Source organism: Pseudomonas kuykendallii (assembly GCF_900106975.1).
In the GTDB taxonomy this organism is placed as follows: Bacteria; Pseudomonadota; Gammaproteobacteria; order Pseudomonadales; family Pseudomonadaceae; genus Pseudomonas_O; species Pseudomonas_O kuykendallii.
On sequence record NZ_FNNU01000001.1, the window covers coordinates 621,712 to 643,197 of the forward strand.

20 protein-coding genes are annotated in these 21,486 nt (G+C 65.7%); 9 read left to right on the forward strand and 11 right to left on the reverse strand.

The features are described 5' to 3' along the window. Positions 1 to 10: 10 nt before the first annotated feature. Positions 11 to 562: a DUF1003 domain-containing protein gene (locus BLV15_RS02805; protein WP_090224436.1), complete on the reverse strand. Its 552-nt coding sequence runs from the start codon at positions 560 to 562 to the stop codon at positions 11 to 13. A gap of 118 nt (positions 563 to 680) precedes the next feature. Here BLV15_RS02805 and BLV15_RS02810 point away from each other — a divergent pair, with 118 nt between their 5' ends. From BLV15_RS02810 to BLV15_RS02825, 4 genes are all read left to right on the forward strand, one after another. After that, entirely contained in the window at positions 681 to 1,793 is a 1,113-nt protein-coding gene (locus BLV15_RS02810; RefSeq protein WP_090224438.1) for a PilT/PilU family type 4a pilus ATPase, read from the forward strand. Positions 1,794 to 1,965: 172 nt separating this feature from the next. Continuing rightward, positions 1,966 to 3,690: a Na/Pi cotransporter family protein gene (locus BLV15_RS02815; protein ID WP_090224439.1), complete on the forward strand. Its 1,725-nt coding sequence runs from the start codon at positions 1,966 to 1,968 to the stop codon at positions 3,688 to 3,690. 66 nt (positions 3,691 to 3,756) lie between these two features. Then, the gene (locus tag BLV15_RS02820) at positions 3,757 to 4,077 is read left to right on the forward strand and encodes a hypothetical protein (RefSeq protein ID WP_090224441.1); all 321 of its coding nucleotides are present in this window, start codon (positions 3,757 to 3,759) and stop codon (positions 4,075 to 4,077) included. A 153-nt stretch (positions 4,078 to 4,230) separates the two neighbouring features. Beyond that, positions 4,231 to 6,486, forward strand: a complete 2,256-nt coding sequence (locus tag BLV15_RS02825; RefSeq protein ID WP_090224443.1) for a putative bifunctional diguanylate cyclase/phosphodiesterase — start codon at positions 4,231 to 4,233, stop codon at positions 6,484 to 6,486. Between the two features lie 127 nt (positions 6,487 to 6,613). On the opposite strand, the gene BLV15_RS02830 is transcribed toward BLV15_RS02825, so the two are convergent. Next, complete coding sequence (locus tag BLV15_RS02830; protein WP_090224444.1) at positions 6,614 to 7,843, reverse strand: nucleoside recognition domain-containing protein; 1,230 nt, start codon at positions 7,841 to 7,843, stop codon at positions 6,614 to 6,616. A gap of 107 nt (positions 7,844 to 7,950) precedes the next feature. On the opposite strand from BLV15_RS02830, the gene wrbA reads away from it, so the two are divergent. Beyond that, the gene (wrbA, locus tag BLV15_RS02835) at positions 7,951 to 8,547 is read left to right on the forward strand and encodes an NAD(P)H:quinone oxidoreductase (protein ID WP_090224446.1); all 597 of its coding nucleotides are present in this window, start codon (positions 7,951 to 7,953) and stop codon (positions 8,545 to 8,547) included. 314 nt (positions 8,548 to 8,861) lie between these two features. On the opposite strand, the gene BLV15_RS02840 is transcribed toward wrbA, so the two are convergent. The 4 genes from BLV15_RS02840 to BLV15_RS02850 form a co-directional block, all read right to left on the reverse strand. Continuing rightward, the gene (locus tag BLV15_RS02840) at positions 8,862 to 9,029 is read right to left on the reverse strand and encodes a DUF1328 domain-containing protein (RefSeq protein ID WP_090224448.1); all 168 of its coding nucleotides are present in this window, start codon (positions 9,027 to 9,029) and stop codon (positions 8,862 to 8,864) included. A gap of 38 nt (positions 9,030 to 9,067) precedes the next feature. Beyond that, a complete protein-coding gene (locus BLV15_RS22030; RefSeq protein ID WP_175534273.1) occupies positions 9,068 to 9,223 on the reverse strand; it encodes a hypothetical protein in 156 nt (51 codons plus the stop codon). 40 nt (positions 9,224 to 9,263) lie between these two features. Then, positions 9,264 to 9,557 carry a hypothetical protein gene (locus tag BLV15_RS02845; RefSeq protein ID WP_090224450.1) on the reverse strand — a complete coding sequence of 98 codons (294 nt, stop codon included), beginning with the start codon at positions 9,555 to 9,557 and terminating at the stop codon, positions 9,264 to 9,266. A 224-nt stretch (positions 9,558 to 9,781) separates the two neighbouring features. Then, positions 9,782 to 10,216, reverse strand: coding sequence for a ferritin-like domain-containing protein (locus tag BLV15_RS02850; RefSeq protein ID WP_090224452.1), 435 nt, complete (start codon positions 10,214 to 10,216; stop codon positions 9,782 to 9,784). 374 nt (positions 10,217 to 10,590) lie between these two features. On the opposite strand from BLV15_RS02850, the gene algB reads away from it, so the two are divergent. Then, on the forward strand, positions 10,591 to 11,940 hold the full coding sequence (algB, locus tag BLV15_RS02855; protein ID WP_407072439.1) for a sigma-54-dependent response regulator transcription factor AlgB: 1,350 nt from the start codon (positions 10,591 to 10,593) through the stop codon (positions 11,938 to 11,940). After that, complete coding sequence (locus tag BLV15_RS02860) at positions 11,937 to 13,724, forward strand: ATP-binding protein (protein ID WP_090224455.1); 1,788 nt, start codon at positions 11,937 to 11,939, stop codon at positions 13,722 to 13,724. Before algB ends, BLV15_RS02860 begins: the two co-directional genes overlap by 4 nt. Before the next feature lie 6 nt (positions 13,725 to 13,730). Here BLV15_RS02860 and BLV15_RS02865 read toward each other — a convergent pair whose 3' ends face one another. Further along, positions 13,731 to 14,519 carry an N-acetylmuramoyl-L-alanine amidase gene (locus BLV15_RS02865; RefSeq protein ID WP_090224457.1) on the reverse strand — a complete coding sequence of 263 codons (789 nt, stop codon included), beginning with the start codon at positions 14,517 to 14,519 and terminating at the stop codon, positions 13,731 to 13,733. Between the two features lie 245 nt (positions 14,520 to 14,764). On the opposite strand from BLV15_RS02865, the gene BLV15_RS02870 reads away from it, so the two are divergent. Further along, positions 14,765 to 16,237, forward strand: coding sequence for a DASH family cryptochrome (locus tag BLV15_RS02870; protein WP_090224459.1), 1,473 nt, complete (start codon positions 14,765 to 14,767; stop codon positions 16,235 to 16,237). Here the strand turns inward: BLV15_RS02870 and BLV15_RS02875 are convergent. From BLV15_RS02875 to BLV15_RS02890, 4 genes are all read right to left on the reverse strand, one after another. Beyond that, positions 16,192 to 18,132 (reverse strand): GGDEF domain-containing protein, encoded by a 1,941-nt coding sequence (locus BLV15_RS02875; protein ID WP_090224460.1) that lies wholly within the window; start codon positions 18,130 to 18,132, stop codon positions 16,192 to 16,194. The genes BLV15_RS02870 and BLV15_RS02875 overlap by 46 nt on opposite strands. Next, complete coding sequence (locus tag BLV15_RS02880; RefSeq protein WP_175534274.1) at positions 18,129 to 19,007, reverse strand: endonuclease/exonuclease/phosphatase family protein; 879 nt, start codon at positions 19,005 to 19,007, stop codon at positions 18,129 to 18,131. The genes BLV15_RS02875 and BLV15_RS02880 overlap by 4 nt, the downstream gene beginning before the upstream one ends. 22 nt (positions 19,008 to 19,029) lie before the next feature. Continuing rightward, complete coding sequence (locus tag BLV15_RS02885; RefSeq protein ID WP_090224462.1) at positions 19,030 to 19,659, reverse strand: thiol:disulfide interchange protein DsbA/DsbL; 630 nt, start codon at positions 19,657 to 19,659, stop codon at positions 19,030 to 19,032. 142 nt (positions 19,660 to 19,801) lie between these two features. Then, complete coding sequence (locus BLV15_RS02890; protein WP_090224464.1) at positions 19,802 to 20,434, reverse strand: c-type cytochrome; 633 nt, start codon at positions 20,432 to 20,434, stop codon at positions 19,802 to 19,804. A 289-nt stretch (positions 20,435 to 20,723) separates the two neighbouring features. Between BLV15_RS02890 and yihA the strand changes: the two genes are divergently transcribed. Next, positions 20,724 to 21,377: a ribosome biogenesis GTP-binding protein YihA/YsxC gene (yihA, locus tag BLV15_RS02895; protein ID WP_090224465.1), complete on the forward strand. Its 654-nt coding sequence runs from the start codon at positions 20,724 to 20,726 to the stop codon at positions 21,375 to 21,377. The last annotated feature ends 109 nt before the right edge of the window (positions 21,378 to 21,486 follow it).

Below are 21,486 nucleotides of genomic sequence, written 5' to 3' on the forward strand. Positions count from 1 at the left end.
CGCGAGCCGATCAGGCCTGCCGCTGCGCCAGCCGCTCCAGCAGTTCGATCTGCTGCGCCTGCATCGCCACCAGTTCGCGCCACTGGGTTTCGCGCAGGGCGTCGACCTTCTCGTGCAGCAGCATGATTTCCAGCTCGGCCTTGAGGTTGACCTCATAGTCGTGCTCGGCGTTGATGCGGTCCTTCTCCGCCTGGCGGTTCTGCGACATCAGGATCAGCGGCGCCTGTATCGAGGCCAGCATCGACAGGAACAGGTTGAGCAGGATGTACGGATAGGCGTCGAAGGCGGCGTCGTAACGGGCCAGGATCAGCGAGTTGAGCCCGACCCAGACCACGATCAGCCCGATGAACGAGAGGATGAACGCCCAGGAACCGCCGAAGCTGGCGATGGCATCCGCGGCGCGCTGGCCGAAGCTGGCGGCATCCTCCTCTTCCTGCGCGGTGTTGCGCGCGATCGGCGTGTGCCTGGCGAGGTGACGGGCAACGCGCTGGGCGTTTTCGTCGAGTTCGCCATAGGGCGCGCCGAGCAGGTTGCGGGCGACTTCTTCGTACTTGTGCTGCATGGTTTCCTCGCGGTGCAACGATGGGGGCGGTGCGGCGCCTGCGTCGAATTGCGCCGCGGCGTCACCTGCACGATCATGCGCCTCCGATCCCCGGAAGCGCAGCAGGAGCAACGACGAAATGGACAATCACAGCGCCCCCGATCAGGAGATCCACACCCTGCTGCGCCAACTGGCCGAGCGCGGTGGCTCGGACATGTTCTTCAGCGTCGGCGCGCCGCCGCACGTGAAGGTAGACGGCAATTCCGTGGCGCTGGAAGCCCCGGTTCTGGGCCCCGGCGCGGTGCGCCAACTGGCCTACGCGCTGATGAATCCGGCGCAGGTCGCCGAGTTCGAGCGCGAGCTGGAGCTCAACCTGGCGGTGAGCGTGCCGCAGGTCGGGCGCTTCCGCGCCAACGTCTACCTGCAGCGCGGCGAGGTCGGCATGGTCGTGCGCCATGTGAAGAGCGATATCCCGGCGCTCGCCACGCTGGGCCTGCCGGCACCGCTGGAGCGCCTGGCGCTGTTCGACCGCGGCCTGATTCTGGTGGTCGGCGCGGCCGGTTCCGGCAAGTCGACCACCCTCGCCTCCCTGCTCGACCACCGCAACGCGCGCAAGGGCGGGCATATCCTCTGCATCGAGGACCCCATCGAGTTCATCCACTCGCACAAGCGCTCGCTGGTCGACCAGCGCGAGGTCGGCCTGGACACCCACAGCTTCGCCGCCGCGCTGCGCAACGTGCTGCGCGAGGCGCCGGACGTGATCATGCTCGGCGAGGTACGTGACGCCGAATGCATGCAGCACGCCCTGCACTACGCCGAGACCGGCCACCTGTGCGTCGCTACGCTGCACGCCACCAGCAGCCTGCAGGCGATCGAGCGGGTGGTGCACTTCTTCCCCGAGGGCGCGCGCAAGCAGGTCCTCGCCGACCTCTCGCAGAACCTCCTGGCGATCGTCGCCCAGCGCCTGATTCCGGGGCTGCGGCAGCGCCGCGTGCTGGCCGTGGAACTGCTCCTGGCGACCCCGCACCTGCGCGACCTGATCAAACGCGACGAACTGGGCGAACTCAGGGACGCCATCGGCACCGCGCCGGAAAGCGGGCTGCAGACCTTCGACCAGCACCTCTTCGCGTTGCAGCAATCCGGCGCGATCAGCCTCGAGCAGGCACTGAAGAACGCCGAATCGCGCACCGATCTGGCGCTGCGCATCCGCCTGGACGGCAACACGCCGGACGCCGACGGGCTCGGCGAATGAGCCGGCCCGGCATTCAACCGGCTGAAACCTTTCTGTAATAATCGCGCCATCGGCCGCGCGTTGAAGCGAACCCGTGGGGCGATATCCTGTCCACCCAAGGGTATCCGCCGCGCCTGCTCGCTCAGGCGATCCGGTATTTCCGACGCACATCGATCGCCAGGGAGGCCGTCTTATGCTGACCTTGCTCAATCTGCTTTCCGCCATCGCGCTGCTGGTGTGGGGCACGCACATCGTGCGTACCGGCATCCTGCGGGTGTTCGGCTCGCAACTGCGGCGCATCCTCAGCCACAGCATCAACCGCCTGCCGCTGGCCTTCGCCGCCGGCATCGGCGTCACAGCGCTGGTGCAGAGCAGCAACGCCACCGCGCTGCTGGCGACCTCGTTCGTCAGCCAGGGCCTGATGGCGCTGGCGCCGGCGCTGACCATCATGCTCGGCGCCGATGTCGGCACGGCGCTGATGGCGCGGGTACTGACCTTCGACCTGTCCTGGCTGTCGCCGCTGCTGATCTTCGCCGGTGTCCTGCTGTTCCTCTCGCGCAAGCAGACCCGTATCGGCCAGCTCGGCCGTGCCTTCATCGGCCTCGGCCTGATCATCCTGGCGCTGCAGCTGATCGTCGCCGCCGCCCTGCCGATCACCGAATCGCGCGGGATCAAGGTGCTGTTCGCCTCGCTCACCGGCGACCTGCTGCTGGACGCGATGGTCGGCGCGCTCCTGGCGATGGCCACCTACTCCAGCCTGGCCGCCGTTCTGCTCACCGCGACCCTGGCTAGCGCCGGGCTGATCAGCCTGCCGGTGGCGATCGGGCTGGTGATCGGTGCCAACATCGGCAGCGGCGTGCTGGCGTTCCTCAACAGCAGCATGCAATCCGCCGCCGGCCGCCGCGTGGCGCTGGGCAGCCTGCTCTACAAGCTGCTCGGCCTGCTGCTGGTGTCGCCGCTGCTGCACCCGCTGGTGAACTGGATGAACGAGCAGCAGACCTTCGAGGCGGCGAATCTGGTGATCGGTTTCCACCTGGTCTACAACACCCTGCGCTGCCTGCTGATGCTGCCCACGGTGCGCTGGATGGCGCGCCTGTGCACGCTGCTGCTGCCGGAAAAACACCTCGACAACGGCGTCGCCCGGCCGCGCCACCTGGACCGCAGCGCGCTGGAAACGCCGAGCCTGGCGCTGTCCAACGCGGTGCGCGAAACCCTGCGCATCGGCGACCTGGTGGACCACATGCTGGTCCGCCTGCAAGAGGTGCTGCAGCGTGACGAGCAGGCCTCGGGCCAGGAAATCCGTCGCCTCGACGACGACGTCGACGCCCTCTACAACGCAGTCAAGCTGTACCTGGCGCAAATCCCCCGCGAAGCCATGGCCGATGCGGACGCCCGGCGCTGGGCGGAAATCATCGAGCTGGCGGTGAACCTCGAACACGCCGGCGACACCATCGAGCACATGCTCGGCAAATTGCAGCACCACAAGACGGCGCGGCGCCATTCCTTCTCCGAAAAGGGCCTGGAAGAACTCAACGAGATGCACGAACAGCTGCTGGCCAATCTGCGCCTGGGGCTTTCCGTGTTCCTCTCCGGCGACCGCCAGGGCGCCCGCCAGCTGCTGCGCGAGAAGCGCCGCTTCCGCGTGCGCGAACGGCGCCTGGCCCATGCCCACGTCGAACGCCTGAGCCAGCAGGTGGTGCAGAGCATCGAAACCAGCTCGCTGCACCTGGAGCTGATCGCCGACATGAAGCGCCTCAACTCGTTCTTCTGCAGCAGCGCGTACGCGGTGCTCGAGGATGGCGAAACCGGCGCCCTGCCGAGCGAGGGGGCGGACCCGTTCAGCCCGCCGCATCCCGCGCAGGACGCGGCCGACGCGGCCGATGTCGAGACGCCGAAGGCAGGCGGCGAGCGGGGCTGACCGGGGTCAACGGGCGGGCGTACTGGAGGGATATTCTGTAATGGCCCTTCGCTATGGTCGCTACCGATGCCATGCCAACCCGCCGCACCCGTCCTGCTCGTCTGCGCTCATCCGGAAACGGAGCAGCGCCTTCGTCTGCTCCTGCGCTCGATGGACCTGGACGGCGAAGTGGTCTGCTCGCCGGTGGATTGCAGCCAGGCGCCGCTTTGCCGCTGGTTCGGCGATGCGGGCCTGAACCCGAACGGCGAACTGCACGCTGCCCTTGCCGAAACCGTGGCCGTGCTCGAACGCACCCGGCATTCCTTCAAGTCCCGCGAGCTCGGCGAACTGCGCCGGCAGCTCACGCGACTGCTAGCCGAGTTGTCCGAGACGCATCGAGTAGGTTAAAAGGGCGCCCTTGGTTCCGCATGAGCGGGAATCGGCTTTGCCGGGCAGGACATTCAGGGCCTGAAAGACAGAGTGCCGCGATGGACATCTTTGAGAGAGGGTGGCCATCGCGGCGCTTTTTTTTTGGGGCTCGAGTTTCCAGGAGAGGATGAAATGAGGCCGGAACAGGAACTTCAAGGCTTGCTCAAACGCATCGGCCTGGATCGGCAGGAGGTCGAAAACCGCTGCCGCTTCCTCGGCTGGAACGAACAGGACGCGGCGCGTCTGAGCCGCTCGGCAGGCCTGATGGAGGAGCCCCACGCGGCCTTCGTCGAGGCGCTGTACGCGCACATGGTCAAATTCGACCCGCTGCAGCGGATTCTCAACGACGCGGACACTCTCAGGCGCCTCAAGCGCAGCCAGTTGAACTACTACCGGCGCCTGTGGATGGGGCCGTACGACCGCGACTACGTGCGCGAGCGGCTGCAGATCGGCCTGGTCCACGAGCGCGTCGGCGTCGAACTCAAGTGGTACATGGGCGCCTATCGCATGTACCTGGATGGCATGACCGACGCACTGTTCGCCGACAGCCCCAACGCGGCGCTCTACCAGAGCATGCTCAAGGCCGTGTTCTTCGACATGACGCTGGCGATCGACATCTACACCGCGGCCCAGCGCCAGGCCCTGGAAGACAGCGAGGCGCGCTTCGCCCGCGCGCTGCGTGGCGCCAACGACGGGCTCTGGGACTGGGACGTGGTGAACGACCGGCTGTACGTCTCGGAGCGCTGGGCGAGCATGCTCGGCTATGGCCGCGACAGCTTCAGCGAAAGCAGCCAGGGCTGGTTCAGCCGCGTGCACCCGGACGACCTGCCCTCGCTGCGCCAGGCCATCGACGCCCACCTGCGCGACGAAACCGCGTTCCTGCACATGGAATACCGGATTCGTCGCGCCGACGGCGAGTTCGCCTGGGTGCTGGTCCGCGGCGTGGCCGAGCGGGACCGCCAGGGCGGCCTGCGGATGGCCGGCTCGCAAACCGACGTCAGCCAGCGCAAGGCGGTCGACAGCCAGCTCCGCCACGCCGCCCGGCACGACCCGCTGACCGGCCTGGCCAACCGCACCCGGCTCGACGAATTGCTGCACCAGGCGCTGCAACGCCAGCGCAAGGCCGGCGCCCGCCAGGCCGCGCTGATGTTCATCGACCTCGACCGCTTCAAGCTCATCAACGACAGCCTCGGGCATGCCGCTGGCGACCACGTGCTGATCGAGGTCGCCCACCGGCTGAAACGCTGCCTGCGCCCTGGCGACCACCTCATCCGCTTCGGCGGCGACGAATTCGTGGTGCTGCTCGACGACATGGCCCTGCAGGCCGACGCCGAACAGGTCGCCCAGCGCATGCTGGAAAGCCTCCAGCATCCGCTGCACCTGCGCGAACACGCACTGGTGGTCAGCGCCAGCATCGGCATCGCCCCGCTGCGCGACGAGGGCCGCACGCTGGATGCGTTGCAGGCAGCCGACCTGGCGCTGTACCGCGCCAAGGCCGCCGGCAAATCGCAGTTCGCCCGCTACAGCGAGGAGCTGCAGGTCGCCGCCCAACATCAGCTGGAGCTGGAGAGCGCGCTGTCGCAGTCGCTGGCCAAGGGTCAGTTCGAGGTGCACTACCAGCCGATCTGCCGCATCGACCATGGCCACCCCTACCTGCAGACCGTCGAGGCGCTGGTGCGCTGGCGGCACAAGGGACGCCTGGTCGGGCCGCTGGAGTTCGTCCCGGCGCTGGAGGAGTCCGGCGAGATCGTCCGCGTCGGCGAATGGGTGCTGCGCGAGGCGTGTCGCCAGGTGCGCCGCTGGCAACTGGACGGCCAGGCCCACCTGCGCTGTTCGGTGAACCTGTCGAGCCGGCAACTGGGGCAGATGGATTTCGCCGCGCGGGTCGCCGACATCCTCCGCGAAACCGGCCTGCCGGCGGCCAGCCTGATTCTCGAGATCACCGAAAGCCTGCTGATGGAAGACAGCGCGGAGACCCTCGCCAGCCTGCGCGAACTGGCCAGCCTGGGTATCCGCCTGGCGCTGGACGACTTCGGCACCGGCTATTCGTCGCTGGGCTACCTGAAGCGCTTCCCGCTGCACATCCTCAAGGTCGACAAGAGCTTCATCAGCGGCACCCCGCACGATCCCGAGCTCACCGCGATCAGCCGGGCGATCATCGGCCTGGGCGCCAGCCTCGGCCTGCAGGTGGTCGCCGAGGGCGTGGAACTGCAAGAACACCTGGACTTCCTCGCCCGCGAAGGCTGCCGTTATGCCCAGGGCTACTGGTTCAGCCGGCCGCAGCCGCCGCAGGAACTGCAGCGGCTGTTCGACAGTGGCGATTGCTTCGAGGGGCGCTGGTCCCTGTTGCCGAGCCCCTCCCAGGCGGAGGGCAACGACGCGCACTGAGCGCCTGCTGACGGGCGGACGAAAACGCCCGGGGAAGCGGCGTCACACGAAAATAGATGAGCCTTCCGGGCATCTCCAAGGCAGCCTGCCGACGCTCAGCCGATCGTGAACGGCCAGGGGCGTCGGTTCAGCCGAAGAACCAGTAGCAGACCAGGATCGCCGCGACGACCCCGGCGAGGTCCGCCAGCAGCGCGCAGCCGACCGTGTGCCGCGCGCGCTGGATGCCCACCGCGCCGAAGTACACGGCGAGCACGTAGAAGGTGGTTTCGGTGCTGCCCTGCACCGTCGCCGCGACCAGCGCCGGGAAGCTGTCGACGCCCTGGCTCTGCATCGTCTCGATCAGCATCGCCCGCGCCGCGCTGCCGGAGAACGGCTTGACCAACGCGGTCGGCAGCGCATCGACGAAACGCCCATCCAGCCCCAGCGCGCCGACCAGCCAGCGGATCCCGTCCAGGCCGATGTCCAGCGCACCGGACGCCCGCAGCACGCCCACCGCACAGAGCATCGCCACCAGATAGGGCAGCAGGCTCTTGGCGACGTCGAAACCCTCCTTCGCGCCCTCGACGAAACTCTCGTAGACCGGCACCCGCTTCAGCGCGCCGAGCAGCAGGAAAGTCATGATCAGGCCGAACAGGCAGAGGTTGCCGAGCAGCGACGACAGCGCCGCCAGCGCGGTGGCCGACAGCGTGGCGAGCACGCCCATGAAGCAGCCGAGGATCAGCGCGCCCGGCACCAGGTAGGCGAGCACCACCGGGTCCCATAGTTTCAGGCGCTGCATGAAGGCCACCGAGAACAGCCCGACCAGGGTCGAGGCGCTGGTCGCCAGGAGGATCGGCAGGAACACCAGGGTCGGGTCGGGCGCCCCCTGCTGCGCGCGGTACATGAAGATGTTCACCGGCAGCAGGGTCAGCGACGAAGCGTTGAGCACGAGGAACAGAATCTGCGCGTTGCTCGCCACGGTCTGGCTCGGATTGAGCTCCTGCAGCGCGCGCATCGCCTTCAGCCCGATCGGCGTGGCGGCATTGTCCAGGCCGAGGCCGTTGGCGGCGAAATTGAGGGTGATCAGCCCCAGCGCCGGGTGGCCGGGCGGCACCTCCGGCATCAGCCGGCTGAACAGCGGCCCGAGCATTCGCGCCAGCCAGTCGACCAGCCCGGCCTGCTCGGCGATGCGCAGGAAGCCGAGCCACAGCGTCAGCGTGCCGAACAGCAGGACCATCACCTCGACCGACAGCTTGGCCATGGCGAACAGGCTTTCCACCAGCGCGGCGAACACCGCCGCATCGCCGCCGAGCAGCCAGCGTCCCAGTGCGGAAACGGCCGCCACAACGAAAAAGCCCAGCCATAAGCCGTTGAGCATGCAGACCTCCGCAAACAGGAGGCTGGATGATAACTGCGCGACACTTCGCGGTCACGGCATGGTCTACCTTGCTTTCTGCTGTCATCCACCAAGCGAGGAAGCGAAAGATGAAGAAAATCCTGGTGCTCTACTACTCCATGTACGGCCACATCGAGCAGATGGCCGAAGCCGTCGCGCAGGGCGCGCGCAGTGTCGAGGGCGTGGAGGTGACGCTCAAGCGGGTGGCGGAAACCATGCCCGAGGACCTCGCCCGGCAGGCGGGCGCCAAGCTCGACCAGGCTGCGCCGCTCGCCACGCCGCAGGAGCTGGCCGACTACGACGCCATCCTGTTCGGCAGCCCGACGCGGTTCGGCAACATGGCCGGGCAGATGCGTACCTTCCTCGACCAGACCGGCGGGCTTTGGGCGAAGGGTGCGCTGATCGGCAAGATCGGCAGTGTGTTCACCTCGACCGGCACCGGCGCGGGCACCGAAACCACCATCACCTCGTTCTGGAACACGCTGGCGCACCACGGCATGTTGATCGTCGGCCTGCCCTACAGCGCGCCGGAGCTTTCGGACATCAGCGAAGTGCGCAGCGGCTCGCCCTACGGCGCGGCCACCATCGCCGGGCCGGACGGCTCGCGTAAACCGAGCGAGAAGGAGCTCAGCCTGGCGAAATTCCAGGGCGCGCACGTGGCGAAGCTGGCGGTGAGGTTGCAGTAAGAGGCTGGAAGCGGCCGAACGGCCTGTACACGTGATTGAGCTGCCCACCGGAGTCGATTGACGACTCCGGTGCAGCTTCGCCTGATCCGGCCCGCGAACGGGAGTACTCGCTGTACCCCTAGGTCGCTCCGAATTCAAAGCATTCAGAGCAACCCGGCCCCCTGATCACATCCGCTGTCGGATGAGTGACGGCTGAAGGCCAGCCGTTTCGCTGATCGATGAATTCCCTATCGCTCAGCGGGCGACTCCCTCCTTGAGTCGCGATTCTCTCGATTGCCCGACTCAGCCGGGCAATCGGGCATTCCAGGCCCGGGTTAGCGCGGTCCGCGCATGCGGCCGAAGATGAACGAAGCCACGAACAACACCAAGAACAGGATGAACAGGATCTTGGCGATTCCAGTGGCAGTGCCGGCAATACCACCGAAGCCGAGAACACCAGCGATGATGGCGATGATCAGGAAGGTTATGGCCCAGCTCAACATAGGATTTTCCTCTTTCTCGTTTTTGATGTTGCTAGCGTTCAGACGACCTCGGGGGTGTGTCCGGACGCGGTTACGGTTTCTTCACGGTCATTGACGTAATGACTCTCCAACAGCGCCTGGCCGACCACGAGTGCACAACTCATCATCAATCCCAGGAACAGCAGGGCAGTGATCACAAAAGCAAGAATCCACATGTCCATCTCCTTTTCACCGCTCTGCCAGCGATGTCCTTCGTTAGAAAACGTAGCTTTCCTGCTTCGGCAGTTCGTTCCAGATCTGCTGGCTTTCGCGAGCAGAAGGCTGCGTGGCGGGCTGCAGCGATTCCTGGGTGTACTGCTGTGCAACCTGAGCCTGCACCTGGAGGGTCGGTTGCAGGCGCTGCACCTGGCCCCACGGGGTTTCGACCACGGCCAGACCAGAAGCCTGAACGGCGACGGTCTGCGGTTTTTCGGTCACTTGGATCAACACCAACGCGGCTACGGCGAACAGTCCTTTGGAGAGGGGCGACTTGAGCAGTTGGTTGTTCATCCTGATTCCTCCGAGCGACTGGTTTCCAGCGCGTTTCAATTTCGTATGTGACTAACATTGCAGCCGCCGTGCCATCTGCAATTCGTTTTTTTGTCTTTTAAAATCAATAACTTATTTAGAGTATTCGAAGGCTTTCGGTGGCAATCTGCACGATGGTCCATTTTCCCTTCGTGCGTTTTGCAAGGTCGTGCGCCGGCTCAGGCATCCGTGCCCGAATGTCGCATTCAGGCGAGGCTCTTCTTTAGCGCGCTCATGCGCGCGTGGCAGGCACGAATCTTCGGCAGCTCAATGCCCAGCAGCGCCTGGACGTCGGCGTCCGCCTCCTTGAGCGCGTCCTCGTAGGCGGCGAGGATGCGGTCCTCGGTGGCTTCGAGCTGCACGATGTAGGTCGCGTCCTTGTCGGACGCCAGGCCGGCTCGCGCATCGGCATAGGCTTCGCGAAGCCTGCCGGACAGCGTGCCACCCTGCGCCGGATGTTCGTCGCCGGCCGCCACCTTCACCGCCAGCGCCTGGATGACGGCGTTCTTCACCTGCGCCATCTCCTCGAACACCTGGCGCAACTCCGGGCTTTTCACTTCGCCCAGGGCGTGGCGGTAGAAGCGCTCGCCATCACGGGTGATCTCGATGAGCTCGTTGAGGGTGTGGGTCTTGTCGTTCATGGCCGTTCTCCGGAGAAAGCGCCAGGCAGGCGCGGAACAGGCCCGGATCGTCATGGGTCGCCGCAGCGGGCGGAGGGTGTCGCGTGACCGGGCCAGGTCGAGCGAAGGATGAATCGCTCCATTTGGCCTTGTGGTCGCAATCGACATGCCACGTCTTCTGAATTAATTTCTCTTTATATTCAATATCTTGGATAGCTGGCGGAAGTTATCTTCATGCACGCTGCAGGATAAGGCACTATCGACCGTGCAACTTGCACGGCAATTACGGGACTAAGCAAACGCCGAGCTGCGGAAAACGAGAAAAAGGCAGCCGCTGCGATGCGCATCGAGCGCATCCGGGACATAGCCGAGCGCGTTGAACGGGGAGTATGAAAGTGGAAAACAAGATCGAGGCCAACGGCCGCATTCTTCTGGTGGATGACGAGGCGGCCATCCTGCGCACCTTCCGTTACTGCCTGGAAGACGAGGGCTACACCGTGGCCACCGCCAACAGCGCGGCGCAGGCCGACTCGCTGTTGCAACGGCAGGTGTTCGACCTGTGCTTCCTCGACCTGCGCCTGGGCGAGGACAACGGCCTCGACGTACTGCAACAGATGAAGGTACAGGCGCCGTGGATGCGCGTGGTGATCGTCACCGCCCACTCGGCGATCGACACCGCGGTGGACGCCATGCAGCTGGGCGCGGCGGACTACCTGGTGAAGCCGTGCAGCCCCGACCAGTTGCGCCTCGCCGCGGCCAAGCAACTGGAAGTCCGCCAGCTCGCCGCCCGCCTGGAAGCCCTGGAAGGCGAAGTGCGCCAGCGCAGCAACGGCCTGGGCTCGAACAGCCCGGCGATGATGAAAGTGCTGGAAACCGCGCGCCAGGTCGCCGATACCGACGCCAACATCCTGATCCTCGGCGAATCCGGTACCGGCAAGGGCGAACTGGCCCGCGCCATTCACGGCTGGAGCCGCCGGGCGAAGAAGACCTGCGTCACCATCAACTGCCCGTCGCTGTCCGCCGAGCTGATGGAAAGCGAGCTGTTCGGCCACAACCGCGGCGCCTTCACCGGCGCCACCGAGAACACCCTCGGCCGGGTCAGCCAGGCGGACGGCGGCACGCTGTTCCTCGACGAGATCGGCGATTTCCCGCTGATCCTCCAGCCCAAGCTGCTGCGTTTCATCCAGGACAAGGAATACGAGCGCGTCGGCGACCCGGTGACCCGCCGCGCCGACGTGCGCATTCTCGCCGCGACCAACCTGAACCTCGAGGACATGGTCCGCGAGGGACGCTTCCGCGAAGACCTGCTCTACCGCCTCAACGTCATCACCCTTAACCTGCCGCCGCTGCGCGAACGGCCGGAAGACGTGCTGCAACTGGCGGAGAGCTTCCTCTCGCAATTCGTCAAGAGCTACGGCCGCCCGGCGCGCGCCTTCAGCGCCGAGGCCAGCGATGCGCTGACCAGCTACTCGTGGCCCGGCAACGTGCGCGAGCTGCGCAACGTGATCGAGCGCGCCAGCATCATCTGCCCGCAGGAATACGTCGAAGTCAGCCACCTCGGCATGAGCACCCACAGCGGTGGCAACAGCGCGCCGCGCGTCGGTGAATCGCTGAGCCTGGAACAGTTGGAGAAAGCCCACATCGCCGCGGTGATGGCCACCAGCGAAACCCTCGACCAGGCCGCCAGAACCCTGGGCATCGACGCCTCGACGCTGTATCGGAAGCGCAAACAGTACGGCCTATGAAAGCCATCATGAATCTGCGTGCCCGGCTGTTCCTGGGCATTTCTTCGCTGATGACCCTGGCCCTGCTCGGCCTGTGCCTGGGCGTGTTCAGCGTGATCCAGATGGCGCAGTCGCAGGACCAGCTGATCCGCAGCAACTTCGTGGTCATCGAAGTCGCCCAGCAGCTTCGCCAGAACCTCGGCAACCAGTTGGCGCTGTTGCTGGAGCGGCCGGTGCAGACGCAGCGGCTGGAGCAGATCCGCAGCGATTTCCAGCGCACCCTGGACGATGCCATCAAGCACAACGCCAAGGGCCCGGATGTCGAGCAATTGCAGCTCGCGCGCGACGAGTTCGATGCCTACAACGCCTTCCTCGACCAGCCTGGCCAGCCGCTTCAGGGCTTCACCGGCAATCCGGCGTTCAGCAAGGCCTACACCCAGCTGCGCGATCACCTGGTGAAGATGCAGCAGGACGCGCTGGGCGACATGCGCAGCGAAGGCGCACACGCACGCAACCGCTCGATTCTGATCGCCATCCTGCTCGGCCTGATCGGCCTGGCCGTGCTGGTGCTCGGCTACATCACCGCGCACAGCTTTGCGCGGCGCTTCAGCGCGCCGATCGAGGGCCTGTCGAAAGCCGCCGACCAGATTGGCCAGGGCGACTTCAACGTGGTCCTGCCGGTGTCGCCGATCGCCGAGATGTCCACCCTGATCCGCCGCTTCGGGCTGATGACCGAAGCGCTTCGCGAGCTCAAGGAAACCAACGTCGAGGCCCTGCTGCGCGGCCAGCAGCGCCTGCAGGCCCTGCTCGACAGCATCGACGACGGTCTTCTGATCATCGACCAGCGCGGTCAGATCGAACACGCCAACCCGGTCTCCCAGCGCCAGCTGGCCTGGAGCAACGAGCACATCGGCCTGAGCCTGGGCGAGGCACTCAACCAGCCGGCCCTGGACGATGCCGTGCACAAGGTGCTCGGCGACCAGCCGCTGGAGGCACCGCAGGACGACCTGGTGATCGAGGCCGGCGGCGAGACCCGGCTGCTCGCCTGGCGCCTGTCGAACATCAGCGATGCCCAGGGCCGCACGGTGGGCGCGGTGCTGATCCTGCGCGACGTGACCAGCCAGCGTGCCTTCGAGCGGGTGCGCAATGAGTTCGTCCTGCGCGCCTCCCACGAATTGCGCACCCCGGTCACCGGCATGCACATGGCCTTCGGCCTTCTCCGCGAGCGCCTGAAATTCGGTCCGGAGAGCCGCGAGAGCGACCTGATCCAGACGGTCGACGAGGAGATGCGCCGACTGGTCCGCCTGATCAACGACCTGCTGAATTTCTCGCGCTACCAGAGCGGACAGCAGAAGCTGGAGCTACGCCCCTGCGACGTCGGCGAACTGCTGGAAAACGTTCGCCTGCGCTTCGCTGGCCAGGCCGCCGAGCAGCAGGTGTCGCTGGAGCTGGACATGCAGTTGCCGCTGCCCACGGTACAGATCGATCGTCCGCAGATGGAGCGGGTGTTCGACAACCTGCTCGACAACGCCCTGCGCTATACCCCCGCCGGCGGCAGCATTCGCTTGCAGGCGCGGCGCCATGGGGAGCGGGTAATTCTCAGCGTGGAGGACACCGGCGAGGGCATTCCCTACAGCCAGCAATCGCGGATTTTCGAGCCTTTCGTGCAGATCGGTCGCAAGCAGGGCGGTGCCGGTCTCGGCCTGGCGCTGTGCAAGGAAATCGCGCGGCTGCACGGCGGCCGCCTCGGCGTGCACTCGCGCCTCGGCCAGGGCACGGTGTTCTATCTGGCGCTGCCGATCTGAGGCCACTCAGGGCCGCGCGCTCGCCTGGTTCAGGCTGAGCAGCAGCGCGGCGGTCTGCGCGTCCGGCTCGCCGTCGAAGCGGGTCGGCCGGTACTTCATCTGGAACGCTCCGATCACCTTGCGCGTGGGGCCGTCCAGCACGCCGTGCTGGGGCACTTCGTAGCCCTGCACGGCGAGCTGTTGCTGCCACCAGAGCACGGACGGCAACGCCTGCGCGAACTGGGCCTGATAGCGCGCCACCAGGCCCGCGTCCGGCCAGGGCACCAGCCCGGCATCGGCCAGGCGCTTCCAGGGAAACATCGGCCCCGGGTCGGTCTTGCGCTGCGGCGCGATATCGCTGTGGCCGATGATGCTGCCCGGCGGCAGGTCATGGCGCTTGACGATGTCCTTGAGCAACACGATCAGCGCATCGATCTGCGCATCGTCGTAGGGAATCCAGCGCAAGGTGCCGTCCGGCTGCTCCTCGAAGCCCGGATTCACCAGCTCGATGCCGATGCTGCTGGCGTTGAGCCAGGTACGCCCCTGCCACTGGCTGACGCCGGCGTGCCAGGCGCGGCGGTTCTCATCCACCAGGCGATAGATCTTCACCGGGCTGGTGCTGATCAGGTAATGCGCGCTGACCTCTCCCTGGGTCAGCATGGCCAGCGAGCGCGGCAGATCGGCGGAGGTGTAGTGGACCACCACGTACTGGATGCGGCTGTTCTGCCCCCTCGAGGTGAACGAGGTGTCGAGGCGCGGGCCGCTGCTGCAACCGGCAAGAAGGAAAAAGGCAAGCAAAACGGCTGAACACTTCATGGCGAAACGACGGCGACAGTAAAAGAGTCGAACAGCATAACCACTCTCAGGCGCCCCGGCAGCTTTCCGGGCGAACGCCGAAAAGTCATCCCTGGCGAAAAAACCTCGACCTTTTGGCATTTCCACGTGCCGCTCGGCGGATGCGGTTGTTTGCCGCGGAACACCAAGCTGTTATAGAAGCTCTATTTCAGCGAAGCGGCGTTTGCGACGAACTCGCGCGCTGATCAGCTAAGGACGACGAACGTATGCGCCGCGCATTGCTCTGGTTCAAACAGGATCTCAGGCTCGATGACCATCCGGCGTTGTGGGCGGGCATGGAGGCGGACGAACTGATCCCGGTGTTCATCCTGGACCCCAAGTGGGTCAGGAGCGGACCGCTGGGCGCGCGTCGCCTGGGCGTTCATCGCGCCCGCTTTCTTCTCGAAAGCATCACCGCTCTGGACAACTCGCTGCGCGCGCTGGGCTCGCGGCTGCTGCTGCTGCCCGGCCATCCCGAAGACGTGATTCCCGATCTGGTCCAGCGCCTGGATATCCAGGAAGTGCTGACGCTGGAAGAGATCGCGCCGGAAGAGCTCACCCAGCTGGCGGAGGTCCGTTCGCGACTGGGCCATGTACGCCTGCGTGAATTCCAGGGCAATTCGCTGTTCCGCATGGAAGAGCTGCTCAAGGGCCTGGAGCAGATGCCGCAGGTCTACAGCGAGTTCTGCCGGGTCGTCGAGCAGCGCCTGCCGGTGTTCCAGCCACGTCCGGTGCCGCGCAGCCTGCCGGTCTTCCCGCAGGCGGCGCAGGACATGCTGCTGCCGATGCCCACGCTGTCGCAACTGGGCCTGGGCGAACCGCTCAGCGTGCCGAACAGCGCCTTCCCCTTTGCCGGTGGCGAGCCGGCGGCGCAATCGCGCCTGCGCGACTACCTCTGGGAACGCCAGGGTGTGCGCAACTACATCGAAAATCGCCATGGGCTGATCGGCACCGAGTATTCCTCTAAGCTCTCGCCCTGGCTGGCCAACGGCAGCCTTTCGCCAAGACGGGTCGCCGCCGAGCTACGTCGCCACGAGTCGCGCTACGGGCGCAACGAGTCCACCCATTGTCTGTGGCAGAAGCTGCTCTGGCGCGAATTCTTCCGCCTGACCCTCGAGCGCCACGGCCAGGCGTTGTTCGAGCCCGGCGGCGTGAAAGCCACGGCGCGCGCGCCGGACAAGATCGACGAACGCTTCCAGCAGTGGTGCCAGGGGCGCACCGGGATGCCGATCGTCGATGCCAACATGCGCGAACTGGCCGATACCGGGTTCATGTCCTATTGCGGCCGACAAATCGTCGCCAGCTACCTGGTTCACGACCTGAAGCAGGACTGGCGCCACGGCGCCGCCTGGTTCGAGGAACACCAGCTCGATTACGACCCGGCGAGCAGCTGGGGCAACTGGGCCTATGTCGCCGGTTACGCCAGCGATCCGAAGCGCAGCGACACCTTCAACGCCTTGCGCAAGGCGCGCGACCTCGATCCGGAGGGCACCTACGTCAGCCTGTGGCTGCCGGAATTGCGCGTGGTTTCGCCGCAGCTGCGGCACACGCCGTTCCTGCTGCCCTTGCTGCAACTGGAGATGATCGACTATCCACGCCTGTCGAAAGTCCCGGAATCCTGGACCGACTACCTGCCCAATGCCGAGGAGCAGTTCTACGGCGTACCCAATGAGGACAAGGAGTCGTTACAGGCGTCATAGCGCTCGCTCTCGATACGATTGCGCCCGCCACGCTTGGCGCGATACAGCGCCTGGTCGGCGCGCTCGAAGACCTGTTCGGCCACCTCGCCCGGGTGATACGCGGCAAGACCGCCGGACAACGTGATCGTTACCGGTTGCCCCTTGAAGTGGAACGGACAGGCCTCGATGGCCGTGCGCAGGACGTCGAGCAGCTTGAGTCCGCCTTCCATCGGCGTGGAAGGCATCAGCAGCACGAACTCCTCACCGCCGAAGCGCGCGATGAAATCGGTCACCCGCACCCGCTTGGCCAACTCGCCGGCGATGATCTTCAGCACCTTGTCGCCGGCGAGGTGGCCATACTCGTCGTTGATCCGCTTGAAGTGGTCGACGTCCAGCACCGCCATCAGCAGCTCGCCCCCATAGCGCTGCCAGCGCGCACCCTCGATCTCCAGACGCTCGTTCCACGCCGCCCGGTTGGGTAGACCGGTGAGTGCGTCGACCAGCGCCTTCTGCCGCTGCTCCTCGAGGTTCTCGCGGAAACCCTTGGCTTCCTGCGCCATGCTGGCGACCCGCTCGACCAGCGTCTGCAGCCGGCCGGCGACCTGCTCCTCGCGCTGGTCGCGCTGGCGCTGGTACTCGTCCATGGTGTGAAGCAGCCCTTCGAGGCGGCTTTCGATCACCTGCTTGAGGCCGGACAGATCGTTCGCTTCCTGCACGCTGCTGTGCAGACCGGTGACCTGCTGGCGCAGGTCGCTGTCCAGCTCGCGCGCCGACGCCAGGCCATCGACGTAGCCTTCCTGGGCGTCCACCAGGCTGCCCTGGAAGTTTGCCAGGCGCTCGTTGAGTTGCCGGAGATACTCCTCGAACTCGTGCTGCCCGCTGCCGACCACGGCCTGCATCAGCACGGCAAGGTCCTCCAACGCCGGAACCAGCTCATACCAGTTGAGCCCGCCGCGAATCCGCTCGGCGAGCGCCGCGGACTGCGCGTGATGGCTCTCGGGCAACGGCAATTCGTCGAGCATGCCCAGCAGGATCGCCTCGACCCGAGCCGCGATGACGATGTAGGCCGGCTCGCTCTGCGCCGGCAGCGCATAGGCGGGATCGGCCGGCTCGAGTATCGCAGCGGCCATCGGCAGGCTGTCGAGATGCATGCGCGAAAGGCCGACTCCCGCAATCACCTTCGGCTGGGCCGGCAGCGCCTGGGCGACCGCCTCGGCATCCGGTTCGGGCAGTGGCAAGGGCGCTTCGGCAGGCGTTGCCGTAACGTCATCCGCGAGCGTCGCATCCGCGGCGGGAATCGGCTGCAGCGCGACAGCGGCCTCGGCGGCAGGCTCGGCAGGAGCACGCGAAGGACTCTCGGCCGGCCCTTCATCGGTATCGGACGCATCGACGGGGTCACGCGTGCCGAACAACCGCTGCAACAGGCCGGGACGCTCCTTCTCGTCGTTTTCCAGCTGGGTCAGCGCCTGGCGTTGCAGGTCGCTGAGTTCGATCATCAGCGCCGGCAATTCGCGTGTCTGTCCGGCGCGCTCTTCGATGCCACGGGCGAACCGCTTCAACGCCTTGCGCACATCGCGGGGCAACGGCAGTTGCTGCAACTGGGTAACCAGCGAGGCCAGCGCACCATTGAGCTGGCCGACGCGTTCCCCGCGGCGGCGCTCGGAATCGAGCACGGCCTTTTCCAGGCGCGGAATCAGCGCCGACAGGCTGGCGTCGAAGTCGTCGCGACGAACGATCTCGCGCAACTCCTGCATGCACTGGTCGACGCCGCGGTCGCTGCCTTCGGCGGCAAGGCTGCTGCGCACCAGGCCGCGGCGCAGCAGATCGAGACGAACCTCCCAGCGCTTCTCGAGCCGCTCCTGCTGCTCGAGGCTTTCCAGGTACTTGTCTTTCCAGCGCTGAAGATCGTCGCTCATGGCTCCACCGGTGTGGACGGACGCGGCACCAGCGCAGAATCGCCACCGAGGCTGCTCGGCAAGCGAATTTCGACGGCGACCGGCAAGTGGTCGGAAATGGCTTGGCTCAGCACTTCCACCCGTTCTAGAGCGAGGCCGGGGCTGAGCAGGATGTGGTCCAGGCAACGCACCGGGCGCCAGCTCGGGAAGGTCGCCTCGACCTGTGGCGCGAGCAGCCCGAGATCACGCAGCGGCGAATGCTCGATCAGGTCGGCGGCGAGGGTGTTCATGTCGCCCATGAGAATCTGGTGGCGATAGCCGCCGATCAGTTCGCGGATGTAGGCGAGTTGGCGCGATCGCGTCTTCGGCCCCAACGACAGGTGCATCATCACCACGACCAGCGCGTCCTCGCCTTCGCCGAAGCGCATGAGAATCGCGCCGCGACCGGGCGGGCCGGGCAGCGGGTGGTCTTCGAGCTGGCTGGGGTTCAGCCGGCTGAGCAACCCGTTGCTGTGCTGGGCGAATCGCCCGAGGTTGCGGTTGAGCTGCTGGTACCAATAGGGAAACTTGCCCAGCCGGGCCAGGTGTTCGACCTGGTTGACGTAGCCCGAGCGCAGGCTGCCGCCATCGACTTCCTGCAGGGCCACCAGGTCGTAGCCATCGAGCAGCGCGCCGATGCGCTGCAGGTTCAGCGCCCGCCCGCCGTGGGGCAGAAGGTGCTGCCAGCTGCGGGTCAGGTAGTGGTGATAACGGGCAGTGCTGATTCCGACCTGGATATTGAAGCTGAGTAGACGCAGGCGTCCGTCGGCGGGCAGGCCGTCGGACGAAAGAAAATGCGGGTTGACCTGCGCATTGCACAGGCTGACCGCGCGTTCGGAACTCCAGCGCCGCAACATGCCACGCTCCCGCGCGTGCCGCTCAACGTGCGGCACGCTCCTTCTCGATCAGGAAGTCGGCCAGTTTCAGCGTTTGCTCCGGGCCGCCCGCGGTGCCCAGGTCGAAACGGTACTTGCCATTCACGACCATGGTCGGCACACCGGTGATCTGGTAGGCCATGGCCAGCTTCTTGTCCTTCTCCATCTGGCTCTTCACGCCGAAGGAGTTGAAGGTCTTCAGGAAAGCTTCCTTGTCGACACCCTGGTCAGCAAGGAAGTCGGCCATCTCGTCTTCGTCGGCGAGCTTCTTGCCTTCCTTGTGGATCGCGGCGAAAACGGCGTCATGCACCTTGGCTTCGACGCCCATGGCTTCCAGGGCGATGAACAGTTGGCCGTGCACGTTCCACACGCCGCCGAACATGGCGGGTACACGAACGAAGTTCACGTCGTCCGGCAGCTTCTTGGCCCACGGGGTGATCGTAGGCTCGAACTGGTAGCAGTGCGGGCAGCCGTACCAGAACAGCTCGACCACTTCGATCTTGCCGGGCTTGGATACCGGTACCGGGTTGCTCAGCTCGACGTACTGCTTGCCAGCCTCCGGCTCGGCAGCCTGGGCGAGCCCGCCGATCAGACCCGCGGTGGCGAAAACGGCGCTGAGGATCAGGTTACGCATGCATGACTCCTTGGGTTTCATAGCCGCCCACGGCGGGCCTGGCTTCGACCGAGGGAAACGGTCCGGGTTCGAGCTATTGTAGCGGCGCCGGAAACGAAAAAGGGTGGCCATCGCCACCCTTTTTCCTACCCCTCGGCCGGCGTCAGTGCAGACCCTGGATGTAGCTGGATACCGCTTCGATATCCTTGTTGCTGAGCTTGGCGGCGATACCGCGCATGATCATGGTGTCGCCGTCGTTGGTGCGATTGCCTTCGCGGAAGTCGGTCAACTGCTTGGCGACGTAGGTGGCATGCTGGCCACCGAGATGCGGGAAGCCGGCGGCGAAGTTGCCGCTGCCGTCGGGCGAATGGCAACCGGTGCACGCCGGCATGCCGTCAGCCACCTTGCCACCCCGGAACAGCGCCTCGCCCTGCTTGACCAGCGCCGGATCAGCGGCGCCGATGACGATCTTCTGGCTGGAGAAATAGGCGGCGATGTCGGCCAGATCCTGATCGTTGAAACCCTCCAGCAACCCGGTCATCTCCAGCACCTTGCGGCCGGTACCCGGTTCGGCGGTCGGCGAGGTTCCAGCCTTTATGTCTTTCAACTGCTTCAGCAGGTAGCGCTCACCCTGGCCAGCCAGCTTCGGGAAGTTGGGCGCAGGGCTGTTGCCGTCCGCGCCATGGCAGGCACCACAGACAGCGGCCTTGCCCTGGCCGGCAGCGGCATCACCCGCAGCGTGGGCCATACCGGTGATGCCCAGGGTCAACAGCAGACTCACGAGTACTTTGTTCATCAGCTAATCCAATTACGGCTAAGGTTGAAAGAGTTATGGACCGGGCTCATGGCGCACAAATGGGACCAGACAAGCCTCGGCTTTGCAGTCCATGCACAACCCGCGAGGCGGCATACAGCGAGACCGCCATGAGGTTCGCGTCTTGTCGCGCGAATCCATGGATCGACGTGAACTCACCCCCGTGCAACAGGATGAAAGCGCACACAAAATCTGCGGCATTATATACTGGCGTCGCCGAAACGGAAACGAAACCGCCTCCTGCGACACCCGGTCGCACTCTGGAAAACCCATGTCATTCAAGAACCCGATTCTCGGTCTGTGCCAACAGGCCGCCTTCCTCATCAGCGCAGCAAAAGTCGACCAATGTCCTGCGGACGAAGGTCTGGAAGTGGCGTTCGCCGGGCGCTCCAATGCCGGCAAGTCGAGCGCGCTGAACACCCTCACCCATGCCAGCCTGGCGCGCACCTCGAAGACGCCGGGGCGTACCCAGTTACTGAACTTCTTCAGCCTCGACGAGCATCGGCGCCTGGTCGACCTGCCCGGCTACGGCTACGCCAAGGTGCCGATCCCGCTCAAGCAGCACTGGCAGAAACACCTGGAAGCCTACCTGAGCAGCCGCAACAGCCTCGCCGGGCTGATCCTGATGATGGACATCCGCCATCCGCTCACCGACTTCGACCGGATGATGCTCGACTGGGCCACCGCCAGCCGCATGCCGATGCACATTCTGCTGACCAAGGCCGACAAGCTCGCCTACGGCGCGGCGAAGAACGCCCTGCTCAAGGTGCAGCGCGATATCCAGCAGGGCTGGGGCAATGACGTGGTGAGCATCCAGCTGTTCTCGGCGCCCAAACGCCAGGGCATCGAGGAGGCGCAGCTGGTGCTCGCGCAATGGCTGGGACTGCTGGACGACGAGGAAGAGGACGACCAGCCCGAGGAATAGGCCGTGGTCGAAATGCGCGCGAAAAAAAACCTCGAACTTCGTATGGGGAGGGAGAAGTTCGAGGTTTAAGTCCGGACCGCTAGGGCGGGGTCCAGATATCTGCCAACAC